Genomic DNA, 23,889 nt, shown 5'->3' on the forward strand with positions numbered 1-23,889 from the left:
ACACAAGCCCTGATGGGCTCAGGTTGGGGGACCGGCCGCTCAGCGCCTGGTCAGGACCTCGGACTCCCACAGGTCGCGGTAGTAGCCCGGCTCGGTGACCAGCCGGTCGTGGGGGCCGCGCTGGATCACGCGGCCCTCCTCCAGCACGATGATCTCGTCCACCCGCTCCAGGCCGCTGAGCCGGTGGGTGACGAGCAGCGTGGTGCGGTCGTGGGTCGCGTCGAGCAGGTCGGCCATGAGGCCGTCGGCCGTCGTCTCGTCGAGCGCCTCGGCGGGCTCGTCGAGCAGCAGCACCGGCGGGTCGTAGAGCAGGGCCCGGGCGAGCGCCAGCCGCTGCAACTGGCCGCCGGACACGGTCCGGCCGTCCTCGCCGAGCTCGGTGTCCCACCCCGTGCGCTCGACCCAGTGCTCCAGCCGGGCCTCCCGCACGGCACGCGTCAGCCCCTCGTCGTCCGCGTCGGGCCCCGCCAGGCGCAGGTTGTCACGCAGCGTGGTCTGGAAGATGTACGGATCCTGGGTGAGACCGGTCATCAGGGTGCGGACGTCGTCGGAGGCCAGCTCGCGGATGTCGACGCCGTTGACCCGGACGCTGCCCGACTCGGGCTCGGCCAGCCGCATCAGGGCCGCCAGCAGCGTGCTCTTGCCCGCTCCGCTCGGCCCCACGAGCGCGACGCGCCTGCCGGGGGTCAGGGTCAGCGACACCCCGTCGACGGCCGGCCGCCCCTGGGCGCCCGGATGGCGCACCACCAGGTCCTCGACCTCGACGGTGAGCGGCCCCGCCGGGACGGGGGCGGGGGAGGAGGGCTCGGTGACGGCGGGACTGGTGGAACGGACGTCCTTCAGCCGCCGCAGCGCCGCCGTGATGCCCGCCATGCGCTCGCCCGCCGCGGCCAGCGGCAGCACCGGCTCGAACGACACCAGCGCGGTGAGCGCGAGGACGGCCGTGGCCACGCTGCCCACTCCGGCGTCCTGGGCGAGCAGGACGATGGCCGCCACCGTGAGCCCCTGCGTGAGCGTGCCGCCCGCCAGGGCCAGGGCGTGCACCCGGGCCTGGCGGCGTTCGAGCGTGGCCAGCGCCGTGTCCGCGTGCCGCGCCTGGTCCAGGGCGCGGTCGCCGGCGCCGTAGGCGGCCAGGTCGGCGGAGCCGTGCACGAGGTCGGTCACGCGCCCGGCCAGCGCCGCCCGCGCCGGGGCGATCCTGGCCGACCAGCGGCGGGCCGCGGTGGCCGTGACGACAGGCAGCAGTACGCCCGCCACGACCAGCCCCGTGACCAGCGCCAGCGCGGAGACCGGCAGCACGAACAGCCCGAGGACCACGGCCGCCAGCGCCGTGAGCGCGGCCGCCGCGGCCGGCAGCAGGCACCGGACGAGCAGGTCCTGGACGGCTTCGGTGTCGTCGACCATCCGGCTCAGCAGGTCGGCGCCGCCGTGCCGGGGCCGCTGGGGCGGGATGAGCGACTCGTACAACTGCTCTCGGGTGCCGGCCTGGGCGCGCAGCGCCACGTCGTGGCCGGTGAGCCGCTCGGCGTAGCGGAAGACGCCCTTGCCGGTCGCGAACGCCCGGGTCGCCACGATCGCCACGCTGAGCGCGGTCAGCGGCGGCTGCTCGGCGGCCCGCGTGATCAGCCACGCGGCGGCGGCGATCAGTCCGAGCCCGGCGAGGTCGGCCGCCGCGCCCGCGAGCACGGCCCAGCCGAGCCGGATCCCCATCCGCCGGTTCACGCGACCCTCCCCATGTCGCCCGCGTGCTCCGTCCGGTGGTGCGTCCTGGGCGGATCCGCCGTCTTCAGGCGTGGTGAGGACGTCATCGAAGGCTCCCCAGGTCGGTCACGGCGGCGGTGTCGGAGACCAGCCGGCCCTCGTGGACACGGACGACGCGGTCGGCGAGGTCGATCATGGCGGGGCGGTGGGCCACGATGATCGCGGTCCGGCCACGGCTCAGCTCGGCGGTGGCGGCCACCACCGCCGCCTCGCTGCGGCCGTCGAGCCGGGCCGTGGGCTCGTCGAGCAGCAGCACCGAGGCCCCGGGACGGCAGAACGCCCTGGCCAGAGCGATGCGCTGACGCTGGCCCGCCGACAGGTTGGCGCCCCGCTCGCCCACCTGGGTGTCGTAGCCGGCCGGGAGTCGCTGGACGAACCCGTCGGCGTGAGCAGCCGTGGCGGCCCGGCGTACCTCCTCCAGGGAAGCGGAGGGGGCGCCCAGGCGGATGTTGTCGGCCACCGACGTGGTGAACAGGTGGGGGCGCTGAGGGACGAACGCCAGCGACGCGCGCCAGGCGTCGAGGTCCAGGTCGCGCAGGTCGGTCTCGCCGATGAGGACCCGGCCTGCCGAGGGGGTCACGAAGCCGAGGACGAGGTGCAGCAGCGTGCTCTTGCCGCCGCCGCTCTCGCCCACCAGCGCGATGTGCTCGCCCGGCTCGATGGTGAGTGTGACGTGCTCCAGCGCGGCGTCGTCGCGGCCGGGATAGCGCACGGTGACGTCGTCCAGGTGGATCCGGGCGGCGCCGGCCGGAGGGGCCGACGTGGCGCCGGGCGAGGTGATGGCGGGCGAGGTGATGGCGGGCGAGGCGGTGGTGGGCGAGGCGGTGGCGCCGGGCGGCGTGTCCGGGGTGCGGTCGAGGACGGCGAAGGCGGCGTCGGCGGCGGCGACGCCCTCCATCGAGGCGTGGAAGCGCGTGCCCATCATGCGCAACGGCAGGTACGCCTCGGGCGCGAGCAGCAGCACCAGCAGCGCGGTCGTCAGGTCGAGCGACCCGCCCAGCAGCCGCAGCCCGATCGGCACCGCGACCAGCGCGAGCGACAGCGACGCGCACAGCTCCAGGACCAGGGACGACAGGAACGCCACCCGCAGCGTGCGCATGGTGGCCGAGCGGTGCGCGTCGGCCACCCGCTCGATGACGGTCGCCTGGTAGCGGGCCCGGCCGAAGGCGCGCAGCGTGGGCAGGCCGCGCACCACGTCGAGGAAGTGGCCGCCGAGCCGGGACAGCGCGTGGAACTGGCGCTCGGTGACGGCCTTGGTCGTCATGCCCACCAGCGCGCCGAAGATCGGGATCAGCGGCAGCGTCAGCAGCACGATGATCGCGCTGGCCAGGTCGGCCGTGAAGAGCCGGATGAGCACCGCCAACGGCACCACGCCCGCGACGGCGATCGCGGGCAGGTAGCCGGTCAGGTAGGGGTCGAGGCCGTCGAGGCCGCGCCCGGTGAGCGTGACCAGCTCTCCCGAGCGGTGGCCGGTCAACCTGGCGGGGCCGAGCTCCTGGAAGCGGCCCAGCAGCCGCTGCCTGAGCGCCGACTTCACCCCCGTGGCGGTGCGCCCGGCGAACACCCCCTGTGTCCAGGCCAGCAGCGCCCGCAGGCCGACCACGGCGACGACGCCGGTCAGCGCCGTGACGGCGAACCGGCCGGACAGCACCCCGGCCAGCAGCTCGGCCTGGACCAGCACGAGCAGGCCCGCCAGCACCGCCGCCGCCAGGGTGACGGCCAGATGGCGGCGGACCGACCGCTCGGCCCGCATGAGGCGCAGAAGATCTTTGTGCACGTGCCCTCAGAAGAACGATGGGATCCGGTCGGTGCCCTTTCCCGGATGGAAGGTGCGCCATACCCATACTTGCGCGGCGACCATGACGGGCGCGAACGGAAGGACCATGACGCTGAGCACACTTAGCGTAGAGGACGGTGCGCTGTGCTCCAGAAGGTACGGCGCGCCGCCCGCGAGCACGACGACGGCCGGGAGAGCCGCCAGCGCCCCCGAGACCAGGAGATCGCGGCCCGGACGTGGGACTCCGGCCGCGCCGGGCGGGCGCCGCCCCAGGAACGTCCAGCCGTGCCAGGCGAACAACCCCGTCACCAGCGCGCCCAGCAGCAGCCCCACCGGGTGCAGCGGCGACACGCCGGGCCCCGCGGCGACGGCGTACAGGGCGAGGCCCCAGCCGAACGACAGCGTCAGCGAGCCGAGCGCGATCATCAGGTCCCAGAACCGCCGCCAGGCCGCGCCGTCGAGCCGGCGCCGGAACCACAGCCCGGCGTCCCGGACGACCCAGCCCAGCAGCATGGCCACCACCAGCGGATACAGCCCGAACAGGATCTCCCCTTCGAGTGCCGGGTAGACGCCGAAGAGCGTCCCGGCGAGCGCCACCAGCCAGACCTCGCCTGCCAGCACGAACGGCGCCATGGCCGCGACCATCCGGTCCCGGCCCTCCTGGGTCCGGCCGAGCACCGGCATCAGCAGCCCCACGCCCAGGTCGAAGCCCTCCAGCGCGAAGTAGCCGGCCAGCAGCAGCGCGAAGACGGCGAACCAGATCAGTTCCATCCCGGGTCTCCTAGAGGCTCAGCGCGGGGGCGCACTGGTCGTCAGCGGCGCCGAGGGCGAGGTCGCGCGGGCCGCGCCTGACGGCTCTGGCGATGAGCACGTAGTCGGTGACCGCCAGCAGTCCCAGCACGACGGTGAAGCCGATCAGCGAAGTGGTGATCATCCCCGTGGTCAGTCCGGGGGACAGGGCGTCGGCGACGGTGAGCCGCTCCCAGATCATCCACGGCTGCCGGCCCACCTCCCGGGCCAGCCAGCCCAGGATGGCCAGCACGAACGGCAGCGGCGTCAGGGCCATGAGCAGCGGATGGGCCCACCGCCGGCGCGGCAGCGAGCGGATCAGCGGCAGCATGAAGAACAGCACGACGAAGGAGAACAGGTTGCCGCCCTCCATCATCAACCCCAGCGGCACCCCGGCAGCGCCGTTGAACTTGCCCTCCTGGACCCCGCCGAACTGGCCGTAACCGAAGGCCACGGTGAGGCTGATGCCGATCGAGGCCATGACGACGCCGACGCGCATCGAGCCGGTGAAGAACTCCGTCTCCTCGCTGCGCCGGCGCAGCCGGTAGGCGCTCGCCCCGACCAGCACCATGCCGCCGGTGAACAGCCCGGCCCCGATCACGTGCGGGAACGAGAAGATCAGTGCCTTGTTGGTGAGCATCGCGCCGAAGTCGACCAGCTCCATCCGGTCGCCCTTGACCACCGCGCCGGCCGGGTTCTGCAGGAAGGAATTGGCCAGCATGATGAAGAAGGCGCTGGCGTAGGCCGTCGCCGTCACCAGCCAGATGCAGGCCACGTGCAGCCATTTCGGCAGCCGTCCCCACCCGAAGATCCACAGCCCGAGGAACGTCGACTCCAGGAAGAACGCCACCAGCGTCTCCATCGCCAGCGGCGCCCCGAACACGTCGCCCGCGTAGTGGGACAGCCCGCTCCACGACAGCCCGAACTGGAACTCCATCACCAGCCCGGTGACGATGCCGAGCGCGTAGTTGATGACGTAGATCTGACCCCAGAACCGGGTCATCCGCAGATCCAGTGCCCTGCCGGACCGCGCCCAGCGGGTGTGGATGATCGCCACCAGCGGCGCCAGCCCCAGCGTGAGCACCACGAACAGGAAGTGGATGCCTCCCGTCACCGCGAACTGTAACCGGGCCAGATCGAGCGCTTCCATCACGTCTGCTCCTCCGTTACGCCTGCCTACATGTAGGTAGCCTACATCTAGGCTGGCTATGCAGTGCCTGATTGCCTAGGATCTCTGGCATGAACCCCGACGCGCTCCGCGGTCACATGGACGCCCTCCTGCTGTCCGTGATCGAGGACGAGCCGCTGCACGGCTACGCCATCATCGAGGCGCTGCAGGAGCGGAGCGGGGGCGCGCTCAGCGTGCCGACGGGCACCGTCTATCCGGCGCTGCGCAGGCTGGAACGCATCGGCCACCTGAGCAGCGAGTGGGCCACGGTGGGCGGGCGCAAGCGGCGCACCTACCGGCTGACCGGCTCCGGCAGGCGGCATCTGGAGGAGGAGCGGTCGGCGTGGCGTGAGTTCGCCAGCGCGATCGGCAGCGTGCTGCGGCCCGGGGTCAGACCGGCCGGGTGAGCCGGACGCAGCGGGTCGCCCCGTAGACCTGCAGGCCCCAGAAGGCCGACGTCACCAGGTTGGCCAGCACGAGGGGCGCGAGGGTGCCGGCGGCGTGCGGCACGTCGGGGCCGAGGGTGAGCAGCAGGCTCAGCCCGCCGGTCACCGGCAGCGCGATGAGCACCAGCAGGCCCAATGACCTGGTCACCAGCCGGGGCTCGCCGATCCACCGGGAGCCGCGGCCGAGCGCGAACAGCGCGAGCCCGCCGAAGACGCCGACGCCGAACTGCACCAGATCGAGCAGGAGCGAGACGGTGGAGTACCAGCCGGGCCGGGTGGCCCAGGCGCCCGGGTCGCCGGGGGAGAAGTGCCAGATCGCCGACCACATGAGCACGGTCGCCGGCACGCTGAGGAACAGCAGGGTCGCGAGCCACCGTCCGGCCGTGGCGGTCAGCTCCCGCTGGAGGCCCGGCGCCACCTCGGCGACCTGGCCGAACTCGTCCACGGCCAGGTGTTCGGCCTCCGCGCGCTCCAGCCCCTCGGCCTGCAGGGCCTCGGCCGCGTCGGTCAGGCTGTCGCGGGCCTCGACGACCAGGTCGCGCTTGGGGCCGGGAGGGCCGCACAGTGCCCGGCCGAGATCGGCCACGTAGTCGTCGATCAGCATGGCGCAAGTCTACGAAGCCCGCCCTCGGGGATCGATCAGGGATCTCCCTGATTCGTCCGGAAGGCTTGTTATGTAGGAAATTTCCTACATATAGTGGCCGGCATGTCCATCTCATCGATCCTCACCGTGACCGTGCCCGTCGCCGACCAGGAGCGGGCGCTCGCCTTCTACACCAGTGTCCTCGGCCTGGAGGTCCGCTCCGACAACCCCTTCCCGATGGGCCGGTGGCTGACCGTCGCGCCCAAGGGCGCCGAGACCTCGCTCCTGCTCGCCTCCTGGTTCTCCGACATGGCGCCGATCGGCGGCCTCGTCGTCACCTCGCCCGACCTCGACGCGCTGGCGGCCCGGCTGCGTGAGCACGGCACCGCCGTCGAGGGGCCCGACGACCAGCCGTGGGGACGCCAGTTGCTGTTCCACGACCCCGACGGCAACGGGTTCGTCGTCAGCCAGGCATGACGGCCGACCACGTGTTCACCGCGCTGGCCAGCCCGGCCAGGCGGGAGCTGCTGCGCCTGCTGCTCGACGAGGGAGCCCAGCCCGCCGGCCGGCTGGCCGAGCGGTTCGACATGAGCCGTCCCAGCGTCTCCGAGCATCTCAAGGTGCTCAAGGACGCGGGCCTGGTGGCCGAGACCCGCAGGGGCCGGGAGCGGCACTACCGGCTGGAGGCCGCGCCGCTCATGGAGATCCGCGACTGGCTCACGCCGTACGAGCGCTTCTGGAGGGAACGGCTCGCCGCCCTGAGCGCCCTGCTCGACGACCTGGATGACCTGCACGACCTGAACGACGTGAACGACGTGAACGAAAGAGGAGAGGACGATGGCTGAGACGACGGCTGACGACCGGCGCGCGATCCGGCTCGACCAGTTCCTGGCGCACCCGCCCGCCAAGGTGTGGCGGGCGCTCACCGACAGCGGTCTGCTAACTCGCTGGCTGATGCCCAACGACTTCAGACCCGAGGTCGGCCACCGCTTCACCTTCACCACGCAGCCGAAGAAACAAGTGGGCTTCGACGGGATCGTCCACTGCCAGGTGCTGGAGCTGGAGCCGGAGAAGCTGCTGAGGATCAGCTGGAGCGACGGCAAGAGCGCCGACTGGACGGTCACCTGGCGGCTGGAGCCCGAAGGGCGCGGCACCAGGCTGTTCCTCGACCATGAGGGCTTCGACCCCGACGACGAGCTCCAGCAGCTGTCGCGCCGGATCATGGGAGGCGGCTGGCGATCATCCCATTTCCGGGCGATCGCCACCGTACTGGACACCCTCTGATCGTCCGTGTCCCCGGACACCTTCTGATCACCCGCGCCCTCGGACACCTTGATCGCTCGTGCCCCCCGGCCCCGCTCTGATCGTGGGCGCCCCGGCCCCGCCTCTCTAGCGGCGCGTCGCCGGGGTGGCCCGGCCGTCCTGGCGGGGTTCGCGGCGGCCGGTGGCCGGCGGCGGCGGTGACGCGTCGGCCGCGATCACGGCCATGATCACCATGTTCTCGTCGTCCTGGGGCCCGCCGCGGCGGGAGAACCAGCGCAGCATCGGACGGCGTACGTTCACCCGCACGCCGTGCGGGCTGAGCGTGTAGTGGCAGTCCTTGAGCCGCACTCCCGCCGGATGCGCGAGCCCGGCGAACCCGCACGCCGACAGGTCGAGGCCGTACAGGGCCAGGTTGGCCGCGTCGACCTGGCGCAGCGAGGTCACCGCCGAGTCGCCCCGGCCCGTCACCGTGGCCGGGCCGCGCAGGACGGCGCCCTCCAGGTCGGCCCGCGAGTCGGTGAGCCGCAGCGTGGTCGCGCCCGCGACCTCCACCCGGCGCAGGTTGACCCCGCAGCCCGCGACCGCCAGGTCGAGCGCGCCGTCGGCGCGCGCCCGGGCGGCGGAGAACCGGCCGGTGGCGGACAGGTAGGCGTCGGCGGCGAAGTGCGCGGCGTCGAACCCGGCGCTGCCGCTGACCTTGCGGAACGACACCGTGCGGCCGAACCGCGCGCCGCGGAAGGTCGCGCCGTGGCCGAGCCCGGCGCCGTCGAAGGTGGCGTAGCCGTCGAACCGGGCCCGCTCGCACGATAACCCGTGCCCGAAGGCCGCCTGGCTGAACAGCGCGTCACGGGACATGATCGCCCGGTCGAGCGAGACGTGGCCGCGGGTCCGGACGCCGTGGAAGGACAGCTCACGGGCGAACCGCGCTCCGGCCAGCGACACGTTGCCCTCGAAGCGGGCGCCGAAGAACGAGGCCAGCCGGTCGAACCGGGCCTCGTCGAGCGACACGTCACCGGCGAACGTGACGCCCGCCAGCCGCACGTCGCCGGTGAACCGCGCGTGCTCCAGCCGGGTCCGGCCGGGCCGGGCGGCGGTCGCCTCGATCACCCGGGCGAGCAGGTCGCCGCTGAGCGCGGTGCCCCGCAGGTCGAGCAGACGGCCTGGGGACAGCTTCGCGAGCGAGGCGGTGAGGTCGTCGTGGGACAGATGTGACAGGCAGCGACCGTACGGCTGACGCGCGATTCCCGTGCAGGCGGCCGAGTGCGCGCAGGTGACCCAGTCCATGCATGGCTCATACCCGCAAACGCTCATGTCAAGGTTCGGTGATTTAAGGCTATAGCTCTATTTATGTAGGAAACTGTTCCCCACTCTGGGCCTACAGTGCCGGTCATGCGCGTCTTATCCCGGGCAACCATCGCCGCGCTCGTCGTGGCCGCCCTCACCGCAACCCCCGCCGCCGCGACGCCGGCCACCCCGTGCGACACGCCGCCGACCCACCGGATCGCGCAGGTGCAGGGGAGTGGCGACGCCACGCCCCTGGCCGGCCAGACCGTCCGGGTGGAGGGCGTCGTCACCGGTGACTTCCAGCGCGGCGACCAGCTGAGCGGGTTCTTCCTGCAGGATCCGCGGCCGGACGCCGACCCGAGGACCTCCGAGGGCCTGTTCGCGTTCGCCCGCGACACGGTCAGGGACGTCCGGCCCGGCGACCGGGTCCTCGTGACCGGCCGGGCGACGGAGTTCAACGGCTGGACCGAGCTGTCACCGGTGAGCGCGGTGGACGTCTGCGGCACCGGCGAGATCGCCGCGCTCCCGTACCGGCTGCCGAGCGACGGTCTGGAGCCCGTCGAGAACATGCTGCTCACCTTCCCGCAGCCGCTGACCGTCACCGAGCACTACAACCTGGGCCGGTTCGGCGAGGTGACGGTCTCCTCGGGCGGGCGGCTGTTCCAGCCCACCGACCGGCGGGGCGTGGACGCGGAGCTGAACCGGCGCCGCTCGCTGCTCATCGACGACGGCTCGACCAGGCAGAACCCCGAGACGCTGCCGCCGATCGTGCGGACCGGCGACCTGGCCACCGGCGTCACCGGCGTGCTCGGCTACGGCTTCGACGCCTACCGGCTGCAGCCCACCAAGCCGATCGCCTACCACGACGCCAACCCACGCCCGTCGCGGCCTTTCCCGGTGATCGGCAACGTCAAGGTGGCCTCGTTCAACACGCTCAACTGGTTCACCACGCTCGGCTCCCGCGGCGCCGGCACCGAGGAGGAGCAGCGGCGGCAACTGGCCAAGCTGGTGGCGGCGCTGAAGGGCCTCGACGCCGACGCGGTGGCCCTGATGGAGGTCGAGAACAACGGCCAGACCGCGCTGCGGGCCCTGGTGGACGCCGTAAACGCCGAGGTCGGGGCAGGCACCTACGCCGCGCTGCGCCATCCGTACCCCGGCACCGACGCGATCCAGGTCGGGCTCATCTACAAGCCGGGCAGGCTGACCCCCGTGGGCGAGGCGCGGGCGTCGGAGGACCCGGTGTTCAGCCGGCCGCCGCTCATCCAGACCTTCCGCCGGGCGGCGGGCGGCCAGCCGTTCACGATGATCGTCAACCACCTGAAGTCCAAGGGCAGCTGCCCGGACGGCGGCGGCCCCGACGCCGACCAGGGCGACGGACAGGGCTGCTGGAACGCCACCCGCGTCCAGCAGGCGCGGGCGCTGCTCGGGCTGGTCGAGGAGCTGCCGAACCCGATGGTGCTGGGCGACCTCAACGCCTACGGCGAGGAGGACCCGATCGACACGCTCGAGGAGGGCGGCCTGACCAGCGTGACCAAGCGGTTCGTGCCGGCGCCGCTGCGCTACAGCTACCTGTTCGAGGGGCTCGCGGGCGAGCTCGACCACGCGCTGGTCGGCAGGCAGCTGCTCAAGCGGGTCACCAGCGCGACGATCTGGCACATCAACGCCGACGAGCCGCGCGTCCTCGACTACAACACCGAGTTCAACCCGCCCGGCCTCTACCGGCCGGACGCCTACCGCTCCTCCGACCACGACCCGGTCGTCATCGGCCTGACCCTGCCCGGCCGCTGAGGCTTTCCCGACTCTTTGCGGGGGCGGAGCGTCCGTGACAGCGGGGCCCGCGCCCGTCACACGGCGACCCGGCCGCGGTGCCGCGGCCGGGTCCCGGCATGGAATGCTGGCGGTGGGTACGTGGTTGACACGACTGCATCTCCACCACGATTCCGCCTACGACAGACTTTCCACGACATACGAGGAGCCACTTGTGGCGACTATCGAAGTAACCGAGACGAACTTCAACGACATCGCCGACAAGGGGATCGTCCTGCTCGACTTCTGGGCGGCCTGGTGCGGCCCGTGCCGGACGTTCGGGCCGATCTTCGAGAAGGCGTCCGACAAGCACGCGGACATCACGTTCGGCAAGATCGACACCGACGCCCAGCAGGCGCTCGCGCAGGGCTTCGACATCAGCTCGATCCCGACGCTGATGGCCATCCGTGACGGCATCGTGGTCTACGCCCAGCCCGGAGCCATCCCCGAGCCGGCGCTCGAAGACCTCATCAGCCAGGTCCGCGCGCTCGACATGGACGCGATCAGGACCGAGCTCAGCGAGGAGCTGAAGCAGGCCGAGCAGAACTGACCGCAGTGACCGGCCCCGCCCGTACGGCGGGGCCTTCGCGCCGTCAGGGCTTGCGGCCCACGCCGACGTAGCCGAAGTCGGCGATGTTCGAGCCCGGCCACAGCTCCTCGTCCGGCCGCCAGTCCTGCGGGAAGGTCAGGCCGGGCTCCAGCAGCTCGTAACCGTCGAAGAAGCGGGTGATCTCCTCGGGCGTCCTGAGGTTGAGCGCGGCCGTCGCCTGCCGGTAGATCTGGAGCGCCTCGGGACTGGTGTCCGGCGCGGCGTCGACGGCGTGGCTGACGACCAGATGGCTGCCCGCGACGCTCGCCTCGCGCAACGCGGCCACGACGCGGTACGCCTCGTCGTCGGGGATGAAGTGCAGGAGGGCCAGCATCAGGAAGGCCACCGGCCGCTCGAAGTCGACCAGCTTGCCCAGCCGCTCGATCAGCGCGTCCGTGTCCCGGACGTCGGCCTGCAGGATCTCCACCTTCTCGCCGCCCAGGATCGCCCGCCCGTGCGCGCACACGACCGCGTCGTAGTCGACGTACACCACGCGGGCGTCGGGCGCGATCTCGTGCGTGTTGCCCCGCGTGGGCAGCCCGGCCCCGAGGTCCACGATCTGGTTCACGCCCGAGTCGACGACGTGCCGGACGGCTCTGCGCAGGAACGCCCGGTTGGCCAGGGCGCCCTCCTTGGTGTTGGGAAAGAGCCGCAGGATCTGCTCGGCGGCCGCCCGGTCGGAGGCGAAGTTGTCCTTGCCGCCGAGGTAGAAGTCGTACATCCGGGCGACGTTCGGCACGCTCGGGTCGACTCCCTCAGGCACGGTTTCCACAATCGCTCCCCGAAATATCGGCATATTTTTGGAACGATCATAGGAGACGCGGGAACGCGAGTGCCGCTCAAAAGATAAGAAAGATCGGGCCGCCCACGCGGGCGGCCCGTGCCGCCGGTCAGCTGGAACGGTAGAGCTCGGCCACCCGGAAGGCCAGATCGAGCGACTGGCCGCGGTTGAGCCTCGGGTCGCAGGCCGTCTCGTAGCGGCGCGCCAGGTCGTCCTCGACGATCTCCTGGCCGCCGCCCACGCACTCGGTCACGTCGTCGCCGGTGAACTCGATGTGGATGCCGCCCGGGTGCGTGCCGAGCGAACGGTGCACTTCGAAGAAGCCCGCCACCTCGTCGAGCACGTCGTCGAGCCGGCGCGTCTTGTGGCCGCTCGGGGCCTCGAAGGTGTTGCCGTGCATCGGGTCGCAGATCCAGGCGACCTGCGCCCCGGACGCGGTGACCTCCTTGACCAGCGCGGGCAGGTGCTCGCGGATCTTGGAGGAGCCCATCCGGGTGATGAACGTGAGCCGCCCCGGCTCGCCTGCCGGGTTGAGCTTCTCCACCAGCTCCAGCGCCTCGGCCGGCGTGGTGGTCGGGCCCAGCTTGACGCCGATCGGGTTCTGGATGCGGGAGAAGAAGTCGACGTGGGCGCCGTCGAGCTGGCGGGTGCGCTCGCCGATCCAGACCATGTGCGCCGACACGTCGTACGGCAGGCTGGTGCGCGAATCGATGCGGGTCAGCGCCCGGTCGTAGTCGAGGATCAGCGCCTCGTGCGAGGAGAAGAACTCGACCGTGTGGAACTCCTCGGGGTCGGCCCCGCAGGCCCGCATGAAGGCCAGCGCCTGGTCGATCTCCCTGGCCAGCTGCTCATAGCGGCGGCCGGCCGGCGACTCGCCCACGAAGTCCTGGTTCCAGGCGTGCACCTGGCGCAGGTCGGCGTAGCCGCCCTTGGTGAAGGCGCGAGCCAGGTTGAGCGTCACTGCCGAGGAGTGGTAGGCCTTGAGCAGCCGCCACGGGTCGGGCTCGCGAGACTCCTCGGTGAAGTCGAAGCCGTTGACCATGTCGCCCCGGTAGGCCGGCAGCGTGACGCCGTCACGGGTCTCGACGCCCTTGGACCTCGGCTTGGCGAACTGCCCCGCGAGCCGGCCGATCTTCACCACCGGCACCTTGGCCGCGTAGGTGAGCACGATCGCCATCTGGAGCAACGTCTTGAGCTTGTTGCGCACATTGTCGGCGGTCGCCCCGGAGAACGTCTCGGCGCAGTCACCGCCCTGCAACACGAAGGCCTCGCCTCGGGTCACGGCGGCGAGCTGCCCCTTGAGCAGGTCGCACTCACCGGCGAAGACGAGAGGGGGCAGGCCGCCGAGCTCGGCGACGACCTTCGCGAGCAGACCACGGTCAGGCCAGTCAGGCTGCTGGGCCGCGGGCAGGGCTCGCCAGGAATCGAGATTGCTGTGTGCGCTCACGACATACGAGGGTATTCCACTCGCCCGACCTGACCGACCCCCATGTCCACGTTATGAGAACGCACTTTTCCCCGGCCTTACCCGAGCCGAGCGCATCATGCGAAAACAGCGGGCCTCCCGCCATCCGGCGGTCCCGAGAAACCGAATCAAGGAGGTAAGGACCGACGCCGGAGGCGACCGATGACCGATGACCTCCACGCCTTGTCCGGCGCCTACGCCGTGCACGCCCTGCCGGACGCCGACGAGGCGCTGTTCGAGGAGCACCTCGCCGGGTGCGCCACCTGCGGGCCCGAGGTGCGGTCGCTGCGCGAGACGGCCGCCCGGCTCGCCCTCGCGGTCGCCGAGCCGCCGCCCGCAGCCCTCCGTCCGCGCGTCCTCGCCGCCGTCCACCGGGTACGCCGGGCCGCCTCCGGCCGGCCGGTCCGCGCACCGGGGCCGTACCAGGAGGAGATCTCCGTGCGGCCGCAGGCGGGCGGGCTGCCCGGAGCGGCGCCCGCCCCGCTCCCGCCGTGGCGCGCGCGGGCGCGGGCGGAGCGGTGGAGGGCGAGCGCGCGGGCGGGGCGGTGGCGCGCCAAGGCGCTGGCGGGGCTGGTGGCGGTGTCGACGGCCGCCGCCGTGGCGTTCGGGGTGGTCGCCTTCGACGCCCGCCGCGACCTCGGCGACCTTCGAACCCGCGACGCGGAGACGTCGGCCGCGCTGAGCGCCGTGCTCGCCGCGCCCGACGCGCGGACCGTACGGCAGCGGGTCGCCTCCGGCGGCACCGGCGTCGCCGTGCTGTCCCGCGGGCAGGGACGCATGGTGTTCACCTCGTCCGGGCTACCCGAGCTGCCCCCGTCCAAGGTCTACGTGCTGTGGCTGATGGGCCCGGACGGCATGCGGCCGGTGGGGCCGCTCGACCGGCGGCGGGACGGTCTGACCACGCCCCTGCTCGCCCGGCTCCACGACGACGGCCACGTCGGGCTCACGGTCGAGCCCGCCGGCGGGTCCGAGCGGCCCACGACGCGGCCCATCCTGTTCGCCGAACTTCCCGCGGACTGAGCCGGACCGTCGCCCGGGCTGGTTGCACGGGGCCTGCGGCAGGTTGATAGTGCATGAATGCGGAAATTAGTGGTTCTTGTGTTAGCTGCGGCCTTTTTATATGCGCCTCCGGCCCAGGCGGCCGTCGAGCCCGGAGCCGCCACGGTGGTGCCCGTGCAGGTCACCGGCGCGTCCGAGAAGAGATTCAACCTGATCATCATGGGCGACGGCTACACAGAGGCCGAACAGGACAAATTTCGCCAGGACGTGGACCGTCATCTCAACGTGATGTGGTCCATCGAGCCCTACAAGTCCTACCGCAACTACCTGAACGTCTACCGCATCGACATCGTCTCCGGCGAGTCCGGCATCAGCTGCGACCCCGACCTCACCTCGCCCCGGAAGACCACCCCGCTCAGCATGGGCTTCTGGGGCCGCTGCAACGCCGGCAGCGTGCAGCGGTTGATCACCATGGACAACGGCGCGGCCATCCGGTACGCCGACCTGGTCGCCGGAACCGTCTCCGGCAACCGGCAGATCCTCGCCCTGGGCAACAGCGGCACCTACGGCGGCGCGGGTGGCACGTACGCGACCGCCTCCGGCAGCAACGCCATGTCGGCCCTGATCAGCCCGCACGAGATCGGCCACTCCCTGGGCGGCCTGCAGGACGAGTACGACTACTACCAGCGTGGCGTCCCCGGCGGTCACTACTCCGGCGCGGAGCCGTCGTCGGCGCACCACACGCTCCTCACCGAGCAGGCGATGCGCGAGCAGCAGCGTAAGTGGTGGCGCTGGCTGGGTGAGCCCAGCGAGTCGGGCGGCACGATCGGCCGGCACGAGGGCGGCCTCTACTACACCACCGGCGTGTGGCGGCCGAGCGCGCACTCGATCATGAAGTCGCTCGGCTACTACTACGACCAGGTCAGCCGCGAGATCATGGTGCAGAAGATCACCGCCAAGACCATGCTGATCCAGGACGCGACCCCCTCCGACGCCCCCGTCGGCGCCGACCGGGTGCTGTGGGTGGAGCCGATGCGCCCCGTCAGCCACGGCCTGCTGACCACCTGGACCGTGGACGGCAAGGAGGTGTCCGGCGACCGCGACACCCTCGACCTGCGCACGCTCGGGCTCACGCCCGGCACCCACACGGTCACGGCCACGGTCAGCGACCCCACGGAGTACGTCCGGGATCCCGCCATCCGCGCGGCCATGACCAGGACCCGCACGTGGACGGTCGACACCACGATCACCACGCCGCCCGACGGCGTCGCGCCCGCGTTCGTCTCCTCCAGGCCCACCGACCGGCCCGTCGGCCGGGACGAGGTCGTCTACGTGGAGACCACGCACCCGGCGGCCGGCATACCCGAGATCGCCTGGAAGCTGGACGGCAGGAGCGTCGGCGGCAAGGGCGGCGACCTCGACCTGAAGACGCTGGACCTGGCGTCCGGCACCCACACGCTGACCGCGAGCCTCGGCGACCAGACGCTCACCTGGACGATCGACACCGCCCCGCCGGCCACCGCCTACGAGCTGTCACGGCCGCTGGTCCGCTCCGGCGACACCTATGTCTACAACGGCCCGTTCACCATGCGGCTCACCGGCACCGACGACAAGGACGGATACGTGGTGTCGGAGTCGAGGGTGAACGGCGACGGCTGGTTCAACTACTTCGGCTGGCCGACGTCCTCGGAGCTGCCCTGGACGTTCAGCGAGGCGGGCACCACGATCGACGGCCTCGTCTACGGCAAGCTGCCGCGCGGCAGGCACACCATCGAGTACCGCTCGATCGACGCGTCGGGCAACTACGGCGCGGCCAAGGACTTCACCGTCACCACGATCGCGCCGCCGCCCGCCTGCACCCGGACCATCACCGGCACGCACCGAGGCGCGCTGACCGTCTCCGACGGCGTCACCTGCCTGGACGACGCGCGCGTCACCGGGCCGGTCGGTGTGCAGAAGGGCGCGTCGCTGGTGGTCACCGGCGGGCACCTGTCCGGCACGCTCACCGCCGGCCAGGCCGCGGCCGTGCACCTGCTGGGCACCAGGATGGACGGCGCGCTCACCGCCGACCGCACCAGGTCGCTGCAGATCGTCGGCGCCGACATCCGTGGCGCGGCGGCGCTCACCCGCAACGAGGCGCCCATCCTGTCCGGCAGCACCGTCAAGGGCGCGATCGTCTGCACCGGCAACACGCCCGCCCCTGCCGACCTCGGCGTGCCGAACAAGCTCAGCGGCACCGGCGCCGGCCAGTGCGCCGACCTGCGCCACGGACCCAAGGGCAAGGCGTACGAGGCGATCCTCGCCCAGTGACGCCGTAGCCGATCGGGCGCCCGAGCGTGCTGGGGAGTGCGGGCGCCCGAAACGTAGAGGCGATGCCGAAGGCTCCTTCGATACGCCGGCCGCGTCGTCTTTACGCTGCATCTCTTCCAGCGGACGAGTCCGGCCGATTTGGGGTTGACCAGGGAGGTCTCATCGCACGGGCGCGGTGATGGTGCCGTGTTGGGTGTTGTTGGGGATGTCGGGTTGTTCGACGGGGTGGTCGACGCTGTGGGATGGCTTGTTCTCTGGCCCATGGGTTTTATCGGTGGTTTGGCCGGGGGGTTGTTTCGTCTGGCCGGGAGGTGTTTTGTCGGCGCTTTGGCCGGGGGGTTCGCGTGTTTGTCCCGGGGGTGTGTGCTTGGGGGTGGTGTCCGGCGGATTTTCGGCTGTGGGGGTGGTGACCGGTTTCGTGGGGTGCGGCGTTCGGCCGGTCGTTCGACGGTCGTCGTCGGGGGGTGCGTGGGTGGTGGGGTGCGTGGGGTGCGGGGTCTTCTCAGGGGTGGGTTTGCTGGTTTGTCGGGGTGTGGATCGGGTGCTGGAGGGTGTGACGAGGGCGGCGGGGATGGTCCGTGCTGGGGGTGTGGCGGTGGTGCGGTCCCGGGTCAGGGCGGCTGCGGGCAGGGTGGTCGTGGTGTGGGTGGGGGTGTCGTCGTCGGGGGTGTCGAGTGGGTCCAGGACGGGAGTGCTGCCGGGGATGCCGAGCAGGATGACGGCGAGGACCAGGTGCATGAGCCCGGCCAGGACTGTGGCGATTTTGAGGGCTTCGGTGGCGGGGCTGGGGCGGTCGTCGGGCGGTGGTGGTTTGCGGGTGGTCACGATGGTGCGTGTCGAGCGGGCGCCAAGTTCGACCTCCGGGATCTGCTGAGAAGCCGAATTGATCTAGACATGAGATGCCGTGCGCCGTCAAGACGGTTGACCGGATTCTGTCGAGGAGGCTTCGCGGACCCGTAGTCCGGGATCTCGTGAGCACGATCCTGCGGTCATCCGCTACGGAGCGCACAGGCGATCTTCTTGGATATGCGCATGGCGCCGGCGGGGCTTGGTGCAGGTGAGGGCGTGTTCGGCCACGTGGCCGGGGGGCTCGCGGTTGCTGTGAGTTCGCCGTGAGTCCGATCATGCGGTCGCGGATCTCTCGGGGAGTCACCTGCGTCCTTTACGGACAGTGACACTGACCGCTTGTCGGGCTGAAAGTCGTCTTCGTAGAGATCGTTGCAGCGGAGGATGCCTTCACGCCGTGCTGGGCTCGTGTGTTCGAAAGTCCGGTAAGTCGCGTTCCGTGAATGTTGACCGGGTCTGCGTTTTGTGGCGTGATTCGGGTGTTTTGCTCGATGGATCTTTAGATCCTCTTTATCCCTCCCGAACCCCCTGATCGCCCATGCCTGAGGAGGAGCGCCTCGTGCCGCTGCCATCCCGTGAACAGCCTGCCGATCCCCCGCCCGTCTCTCCTGTGCGCCGCTTCCGTACCCGCCTGCGGCGGTTGATCGCGTTATCGGTCACGCTCACTCTGGTGTTCTCGCTGGCACCGGCACCGCCCGCGCTGGCTCGGAGCAGCGGGTCGGCCTCGGGCGAACCCGGGGTGCTCGACCGGGTCGCGACCTGGGCGTCCAGCCAGGTCGCGAAGTGGTTCGCCGAGGAGCCGAAGGGGGAGATGCTTCCGGCGAGCGGCGAGATCTTCCTGCCGGGGCGCAGCGCCGCCGCGCCCCCGGCTGAGCGGACGGCCGCTGCACCGCCGGGTAAGCGGGTCAAAGAACTGACCGGTAAACGCTCCCGGTTCGCCACCGTGTACGAGCTCGAGGACGGCCGGTCGCAGGCCGAGGTGTCGTCACAGCCGATCAACTACCGCACCGGCAAGGGCGACTGGCAGCCGATCGACATCCAGGTCGAGACGAGCTCACAGGACGGATTCACCCACGGCAACGACAAGACCGGGTTCGACACGCGCTTTGGCGACAAGTCCGACAAGCTGCTGCGAGTCAAGCTCGGCGACCGGCAGGTCACGCTCGGCGTGCCAGGCGAGGTCCGGCAGGTGACCCCGAAGGTGGACGGCTCGACCGTCACCTACCCGGGCGTGTGGGACGGCGTCGATGTGATCTACAAGCTCACCTCCGAGGGGGTGAAGGAGTTCCTGGTGCTGACCGGGCCACCGGCCGCCGGGACGCAGTTCGCTTTCACGGTCAAGACCGGCGGGGTGCGGGCCGAGGCGGGGCAGGACGGGTCGATCGCGTTCATCGGTGAGGACGGAACGGCGGCGTTCACCATTCCGAAGCCGTTCATGATCGACGCTGAGAAGGATCCGACCTCCCCGTACGGGATGCGTCACTCCGACGCGGTCACCCAGACCGTGACCAAGCAGGGTGCGGAGACGACGATCACCCTGACCCCGGACGCGGGCTGGCTGGCCGCGCCGGAGCGTAAGTGGCCGGTGGTGATCGACCCCACTCTGCGCATCTCGCCGGAGACGCAGGACGCGTACGTGGACTCCAGCAAGAAGACCACCAACTACGACGCGGCCTGGCAGTTACCGGTGGGCAAGACCGGCGCGGGAGCGATCAACCGGTCATTGCTGCACTTCAATCTGCCGATGCCGCTGGGCACCCAGGTGGACCAGGCTCGGCTGGAGACGTACTTCGACCAGGCGCTCGGCGAGGCCGGGCCGGTCACCGTGGAAGCGCGGGAGATCACCGGCGACTGGGACTCCTGGACGGTCACCTGGAACAACCAGCCGGCCGTGGCCGCCACGGCCGCGGCGACGGTGACGCGGCAACCGGGCGAGCTGTCGCGCTGGCACGCCTTCGACGTCACCGGCGTGGTCAACGCGTGGATGACCAGCGAGGGTGACACGCCGGGGTTCATGCTGAAGGCGGCTGACGAGACCAACGCCGCACCGGTGGGCGGGCCGGTGTATGAGTCCAGCGAGGACGTCTACGGCGGCGACGGCATGTTCGGCGAGACCGTCAACCATCCCCGCCTGGTCGTCACCTACGGCACCCCGAGCGTGACGCTCCAGCCGGTCACCACCGCCACGTCGGTGGGCGCGTCGCTGTCGTGGACCGCCTACGACGACCCCACCCCCGGAGACGACAGCGACGACCTGGCCGGGTACGAGCTGTATCGGACCTGTCCGTCCGGCTGCCAGCTGGGCGACGGGCACTCCAGCAGCGGCGACACCCTGGTGACGTCCCTGCCGGAGGATGTCACCGCATTTGTGGACACCAGCAGCGGCGGCGCGACCGACGCGGTCGCCGACCCGTCCTACATCCACCAGGCCACCTACTGGGTGGAGGCGGTGCTGAAGAACGGGCAGCGCTCGGCATCGCAGGAGATGACGGTGATCCTGCCCAGGCCCGGGCAGATCGCCAAGACCCTGTACGGCGGCGCGGACACCACGCTGTCGTCCGGCGAGCCCGGAACCGGCCACGACGAGGTGGCCGGGCAGAAGCGGCTGCAGGTGGGCAACACCACCACCACGCTCGGCAACACCCGCGCGGTGGTGAGCTTCGACGACTTCGCCGATCAGATCCCCGCTGATGCGCAGATCAGCGAGACCACGCTGTCGCTGTGGAGCGCCTCCTCGACCGGCACCGGCGCGAGCTTCGACGCCCACCGCCTGACCACCGGCTTCGACGAGAGCGCGACCTGGAACACGCCGTGGACCAGCCCCGGCGGCGACGTCGACGCGACCGTCCTGGACAGCGTGTCCGGAGTGAACGCCGCGCCGGGCTGGCGGCGCTGGACGGTCACCGACGCGGCCCGCGCCTGGGCCGCCGACCCGGCCGCCAACAAGGGCCTGCTGGTCAAGGTCGCAGGCGAGGCCGGCACGGCCAAGCAGGCGTTCTCCCTGCTGTCCGGCGAGGCCGATGAGGCGGTGTTGCGGCCGCGGCTGCGGGTCGTCTACGCCGAGCAGAACGCCGGCACGTCTGCTTGGTACGTCCCCGGCACCCCGGAACGGATGGACTCGGGCGCCTCCCGGCAGATCCCGCTGACCGTCACCAACACCACCGACCACGTCTGGCCGGCGGCCTCCACCGCGGTCGGCTACCACTGGAAACTGCCGGACGGCACCGACATCTCCACCTCGGCCAGCCAGGTGCTCACCGCGTTGCCGAACGATCTGGCGCCGGGTGAGTCGGCCCAAGTGTACGCCGACGTCACCGCCCCGGCGGTGAGCGGCGACGGGACGAACAAGGTCGAGGGCGTCCAGCTGGTGTGGGACGTGCAGGACACCACGACGAACAACTGGAAGTCGGCCAGCCACCAGCTGCCGCAACTGCCGCAGCAGATCCGCGTCGACTCGCCCACCAGCGACTTGCTGGGGCTGGAGAAGTTCTACTCCTACACCGGCAAGAACACCGGCGCCGGCACGACCGCGCTGACGAACCTGTACGCGGGCAACGTCGTCTGGGGCTACAACGCCTACTCCAACCCGTCGCGTGGCGCGCAGACGTTCGCCCGGATGACCTACAACAGCCTCGACACCAGCGCCGCCTCCCTCGGCTACGGCTGGTCCCTGCAGACCTCCACGCTGACCAAGCTCGGCTCGCAACTACAGTTCCACCCGCCCGGCCAGGACTGGCCCAGCCAGGTCAGGCTGACCGACGGGGACGGCACCACCCACGTGTGGACGCTCCCCGAAGAGCAGAACCCGCAGGAGTGCGACTACGACACCTGCGCCTACACCCACCCGCGCGGCGTGCACCTGTACCTGCAGCGGGTCGACCCGTCCTCCTTCCCGCCCGAGCAGCGTGAGCTGGCCGAGCAGCGGCGCTGGGTGTTCACCAAGCCGGACCGCACCCAGTTCTTCTTCGACGGTGAGGGCTTCCAGTCGGCGATCGTCGACAAGAACGGCAACACCATGTCGTTCGGCTACGAACGCCGTAAGTCCGCCAACAAGCCGACCAAGTTCCTGCAGTTCATCACCGACGCGGCCGGCCGCAGGACGCTGTCGCTGACGTACTTCGAGAAGGGCCAGGACTACACCTACATCGACGACGACGGGTCAGAGGCGTCCGGAAACAAGCTGACCAACCCGCACATCATCGACAACGTCGAGTCGATCACCGACATCGCCGGTCGCAAGGTCACCTTCGCCTACACCGACAAGGGCCTGATGGCCAAGATGGTCGACGGCGCCGGTGACGACGACGCCAAGACGTTCCGGTTCACCTACGACGCCACCCAGGGCAACAAGAACGTCAAACTCGTCGCCGTCACCGACCCGCGCGGCAACACCACCGACCTGGCCTACTACGAGGCGCCGGTCGACCCCAAGGACAAGTGGAAGGTCGAGACCCTCACCGACCGGCTCGACGGAGTGACCCGCTTCGACTACGTCGACCCGGACGGCCCGCAGGGCGGCGTCATGCACGCCACCGTCACCGACCCGCTCCAGCACGCCACCCAGTACGTGCTCGACGCTTACGGCAGACCGCAGTCGATCACCAACGCCAAGAACGAGACCACCGCGCTGGAGTGGGACCCCGACCACAACGTCACCAAACTGACCGAGGCCAACGGCGCGTACGCGACCTGGACCTACGACCAGAAGACCGGGTACCCGCTGGAACTGCGCGACGCCGAGGCCAACCACAACGACACGCCCGCCACCGTGTTGACCTACCAGACCGGGCTGAACGGCTACATCGCCGACCTGGTCGGGAAGACCTCACCCGAGGGGCGCAGGTGGGCCTTCGGGTACGACGCCCACGGCAACCTCACCACCGTCACCGACCCGCTCGGCGTGGAATCGGCAGCCGCGGGCGACTACACCACGTCCTACGCCTACGACCCGCTCGGTCAGCTGACCACGGCCACCGACGCCAACGGCAACGCCACCACCTTCGGCGACTACCACCCCTCCGGCTACCCGGAGAAGATCACCGACGCGTACCAGCAGGTCACCACCACCGCCTATGACGTGCGCGGCAAATGTGCTGTCGGTCACCGACGCCCTGGGCAAGACCACCACCCAGACCTACGACATCTTCAAACGGCCGCTGGAATCGAAGGTGCCCAAGGACCAGGACACGGGTGTGTTCATCACCACCCCGGCGCCGGTCTACGACCCCAACGACAACATCACCCAGGCGACCGCGCCCAACGGCGCCGTCTCCACCGCCATGTATGACCGGGCAGACCAGTTACGCGAATCGAGCCTGCCCAAGGACAGCGAAAGCGGCGACACGCGCAAGGCCACCTTCACCTGGGACCTGGCCGGCAACCTCAAGACCCAGACCGAGCCCAAGGGCAACCTGACCGGCGCGGACCCGGCCGAGTTCACCACCACCTACGTCTACGACCCGATCTACCAGCTGACCGACGTCCTCAACGCCGACCAGCACAAGATCACCTACGCGTACGACAACGTCGGCAACACCACCAAGGTCATCGACCCCCGCAAGAACACCACCGCCGAAGCCGATCACACGGCGATCTACACCCCCGACCGCAACCACCGCGTCACCCAAGTCACCGACGCCGCCGGGCACACGACCCGCGTCGCCTTCGACCTGGACGGGCTGACCGTCGGCCAGACCGACCAGGAAGGCAACACCTCGATCACCGGCTACAACGCCCGTGGTGACGTGATCGAGACGAAGGTCCCGCATTCGGAGACCGGCGGCGTGATCAAGTACGTCACCACCCGCTTCGAATACGACCAGGTCGGCAACCAGACCAAGACCATCACCCCGCGCGGCGTGGAAACCGCCGACGACCCCACCGACTTCATCAACGAGACCAAGTACGACCAGCTCAACCGGCCCGTCGAGCAGATCTACCCGTTCGATCCGGACGACCCGGTCTACAACAGCCCCGACAGCGTCTTGTACGCCTACGACGCGGTCTCCCGGCTGAAGGAGAT

At 70.7% G+C, this 23,889-nt stretch carries 18 protein-coding genes; 9 read left to right on the forward strand and 9 right to left on the reverse strand.

The annotated features are described in order from the left end of the window. Positions 1 to 39: 39 nt before the first annotated feature. The 4 genes from cydC to IEY82_RS18430 form a co-directional block, all read right to left on the reverse strand. Positions 40 to 1,722, reverse strand: coding sequence for a thiol reductant ABC exporter subunit CydC (gene cydC / locus IEY82_RS18415; protein WP_225262955.1), 1,683 nt, complete (start codon positions 1,720 to 1,722; stop codon positions 40 to 42). Positions 1,723 to 1,804: 82 nt separating this feature from the next. After that, the gene (gene cydD, locus IEY82_RS18420) at positions 1,805 to 3,538 is read right to left on the reverse strand and encodes a thiol reductant ABC exporter subunit CydD (protein ID WP_189125377.1); all 1,734 of its coding nucleotides are present in this window, start codon (positions 3,536 to 3,538) and stop codon (positions 1,805 to 1,807) included. Between the two features lie 6 nt (positions 3,539 to 3,544). Continuing rightward, positions 3,545 to 4,309, reverse strand: coding sequence for a cytochrome d ubiquinol oxidase subunit II (locus IEY82_RS18425; RefSeq protein WP_189125378.1), 765 nt, complete (start codon positions 4,307 to 4,309; stop codon positions 3,545 to 3,547). 10 nt (positions 4,310 to 4,319) lie between these two features. Then, the gene (locus tag IEY82_RS18430; RefSeq protein WP_189125379.1) at positions 4,320 to 5,477 is read right to left on the reverse strand and encodes a cytochrome ubiquinol oxidase subunit I; all 1,158 of its coding nucleotides are present in this window, start codon (positions 5,475 to 5,477) and stop codon (positions 4,320 to 4,322) included. 89 nt (positions 5,478 to 5,566) lie between these two features. Between IEY82_RS18430 and IEY82_RS18435 the strand changes: the two genes are divergently transcribed. Next, entirely contained in the window at positions 5,567 to 5,902 is a 336-nt protein-coding gene (locus IEY82_RS18435) for a helix-turn-helix transcriptional regulator (protein ID WP_189125380.1), read from the forward strand. On the opposite strand, the gene IEY82_RS18440 is transcribed toward IEY82_RS18435, so the two are convergent. Continuing rightward, positions 5,886 to 6,545 carry a permease prefix domain 1-containing protein gene (locus tag IEY82_RS18440; RefSeq protein ID WP_189125381.1) on the reverse strand — a complete coding sequence of 220 codons (660 nt, stop codon included), beginning with the start codon at positions 6,543 to 6,545 and terminating at the stop codon, positions 5,886 to 5,888. The genes IEY82_RS18435 and IEY82_RS18440 overlap by 17 nt on opposite strands. A 102-nt stretch (positions 6,546 to 6,647) precedes the next feature. Between IEY82_RS18440 and IEY82_RS18445 the strand changes: the two genes are divergently transcribed. Genes IEY82_RS18445 through IEY82_RS18455 form a run of 3 tightly spaced genes read left to right on the forward strand, consistent with a single transcriptional unit; the run spans position 6,648 to position 7,808 of the window. Then, positions 6,648 to 7,001, forward strand: coding sequence for a VOC family protein (locus IEY82_RS18445; protein WP_189125382.1), 354 nt, complete (start codon positions 6,648 to 6,650; stop codon positions 6,999 to 7,001). Further along, positions 6,998 to 7,369, forward strand: a complete 372-nt coding sequence (locus tag IEY82_RS18450; RefSeq protein ID WP_189125383.1) for an ArsR/SmtB family transcription factor — start codon at positions 6,998 to 7,000, stop codon at positions 7,367 to 7,369. Before IEY82_RS18445 ends, IEY82_RS18450 begins: the two co-directional genes overlap by 4 nt. Further along, positions 7,362 to 7,808: an SRPBCC family protein gene (locus tag IEY82_RS18455; protein ID WP_189125384.1), complete on the forward strand. Its 447-nt coding sequence runs from the start codon at positions 7,362 to 7,364 to the stop codon at positions 7,806 to 7,808. Before IEY82_RS18450 ends, IEY82_RS18455 begins: the two co-directional genes overlap by 8 nt. A gap of 105 nt (positions 7,809 to 7,913) precedes the next feature. Here IEY82_RS18455 and IEY82_RS18460 read toward each other — a convergent pair whose 3' ends face one another. Further along, positions 7,914 to 9,071 (reverse strand): pentapeptide repeat-containing protein, encoded by a 1,158-nt coding sequence (locus IEY82_RS18460; RefSeq protein ID WP_189125385.1) that lies wholly within the window; start codon positions 9,069 to 9,071, stop codon positions 7,914 to 7,916. 105 nt (positions 9,072 to 9,176) lie between these two features. On the opposite strand from IEY82_RS18460, the gene IEY82_RS18465 reads away from it, so the two are divergent. Both IEY82_RS18465 and trxA read left to right on the forward strand, forming a co-directional pair. Then, entirely contained in the window at positions 9,177 to 10,859 is a 1,683-nt protein-coding gene (locus IEY82_RS18465) for an ExeM/NucH family extracellular endonuclease (RefSeq protein WP_189125386.1), read from the forward strand. A gap of 193 nt (positions 10,860 to 11,052) precedes the next feature. After that, positions 11,053 to 11,427 carry a thioredoxin gene (gene trxA / locus IEY82_RS18470; protein ID WP_189125387.1) on the forward strand — a complete coding sequence of 125 codons (375 nt, stop codon included), beginning with the start codon at positions 11,053 to 11,055 and terminating at the stop codon, positions 11,425 to 11,427. Between the two features lie 43 nt (positions 11,428 to 11,470). Here trxA and IEY82_RS18475 read toward each other — a convergent pair whose 3' ends face one another. Both IEY82_RS18475 and IEY82_RS18480 read right to left on the reverse strand, forming a co-directional pair. After that, on the reverse strand, positions 11,471 to 12,229 hold the full coding sequence (locus IEY82_RS18475) for an SAM-dependent methyltransferase (protein ID WP_225262957.1): 759 nt from the start codon (positions 12,227 to 12,229) through the stop codon (positions 11,471 to 11,473). A gap of 127 nt (positions 12,230 to 12,356) precedes the next feature. Continuing rightward, positions 12,357 to 13,694, reverse strand: a complete 1,338-nt coding sequence (locus IEY82_RS18480; RefSeq protein WP_189125389.1) for a class II 3-deoxy-7-phosphoheptulonate synthase — start codon at positions 13,692 to 13,694, stop codon at positions 12,357 to 12,359. Positions 13,695 to 13,874: 180 nt separating this feature from the next. On the opposite strand from IEY82_RS18480, the gene IEY82_RS18485 reads away from it, so the two are divergent. Both IEY82_RS18485 and IEY82_RS18490 read left to right on the forward strand, forming a co-directional pair. Continuing rightward, positions 13,875 to 14,732, forward strand: a complete 858-nt coding sequence (locus IEY82_RS18485; RefSeq protein WP_189125390.1) for an anti-sigma factor — start codon at positions 13,875 to 13,877, stop codon at positions 14,730 to 14,732. A 78-nt stretch (positions 14,733 to 14,810) separates the two neighbouring features. Beyond that, positions 14,811 to 17,021, forward strand: coding sequence for a M64 family metallopeptidase (locus tag IEY82_RS18490; protein ID WP_229697609.1), 2,211 nt, complete (start codon positions 14,811 to 14,813; stop codon positions 17,019 to 17,021). 159 nt (positions 17,022 to 17,180) lie between these two features. Here IEY82_RS18490 and IEY82_RS18495 read toward each other — a convergent pair whose 3' ends face one another. Next, a complete protein-coding gene (locus IEY82_RS18495) occupies positions 17,181 to 17,846 on the reverse strand; it encodes a hypothetical protein (protein ID WP_189125392.1) in 666 nt (221 codons plus the stop codon). A gap of 580 nt (positions 17,847 to 18,426) precedes the next feature. Between IEY82_RS18495 and IEY82_RS39185 the strand changes: the two genes are divergently transcribed. Beyond that, positions 18,427 to 23,154: a DNRLRE domain-containing protein gene (locus IEY82_RS39185; protein ID WP_225262960.1), complete on the forward strand. Its 4,728-nt coding sequence runs from the start codon at positions 18,427 to 18,429 to the stop codon at positions 23,152 to 23,154. Positions 23,155 to 23,889: the final 735 nt, after the last annotated feature.

Origin of the sequence: Nonomuraea cavernae, assembly GCF_014646355.1 — a bacterium.
In the GTDB taxonomy this organism is placed as follows: domain Bacteria; phylum Actinomycetota; class Actinomycetes; order Streptosporangiales; family Streptosporangiaceae; genus Nonomuraea; species Nonomuraea cavernae.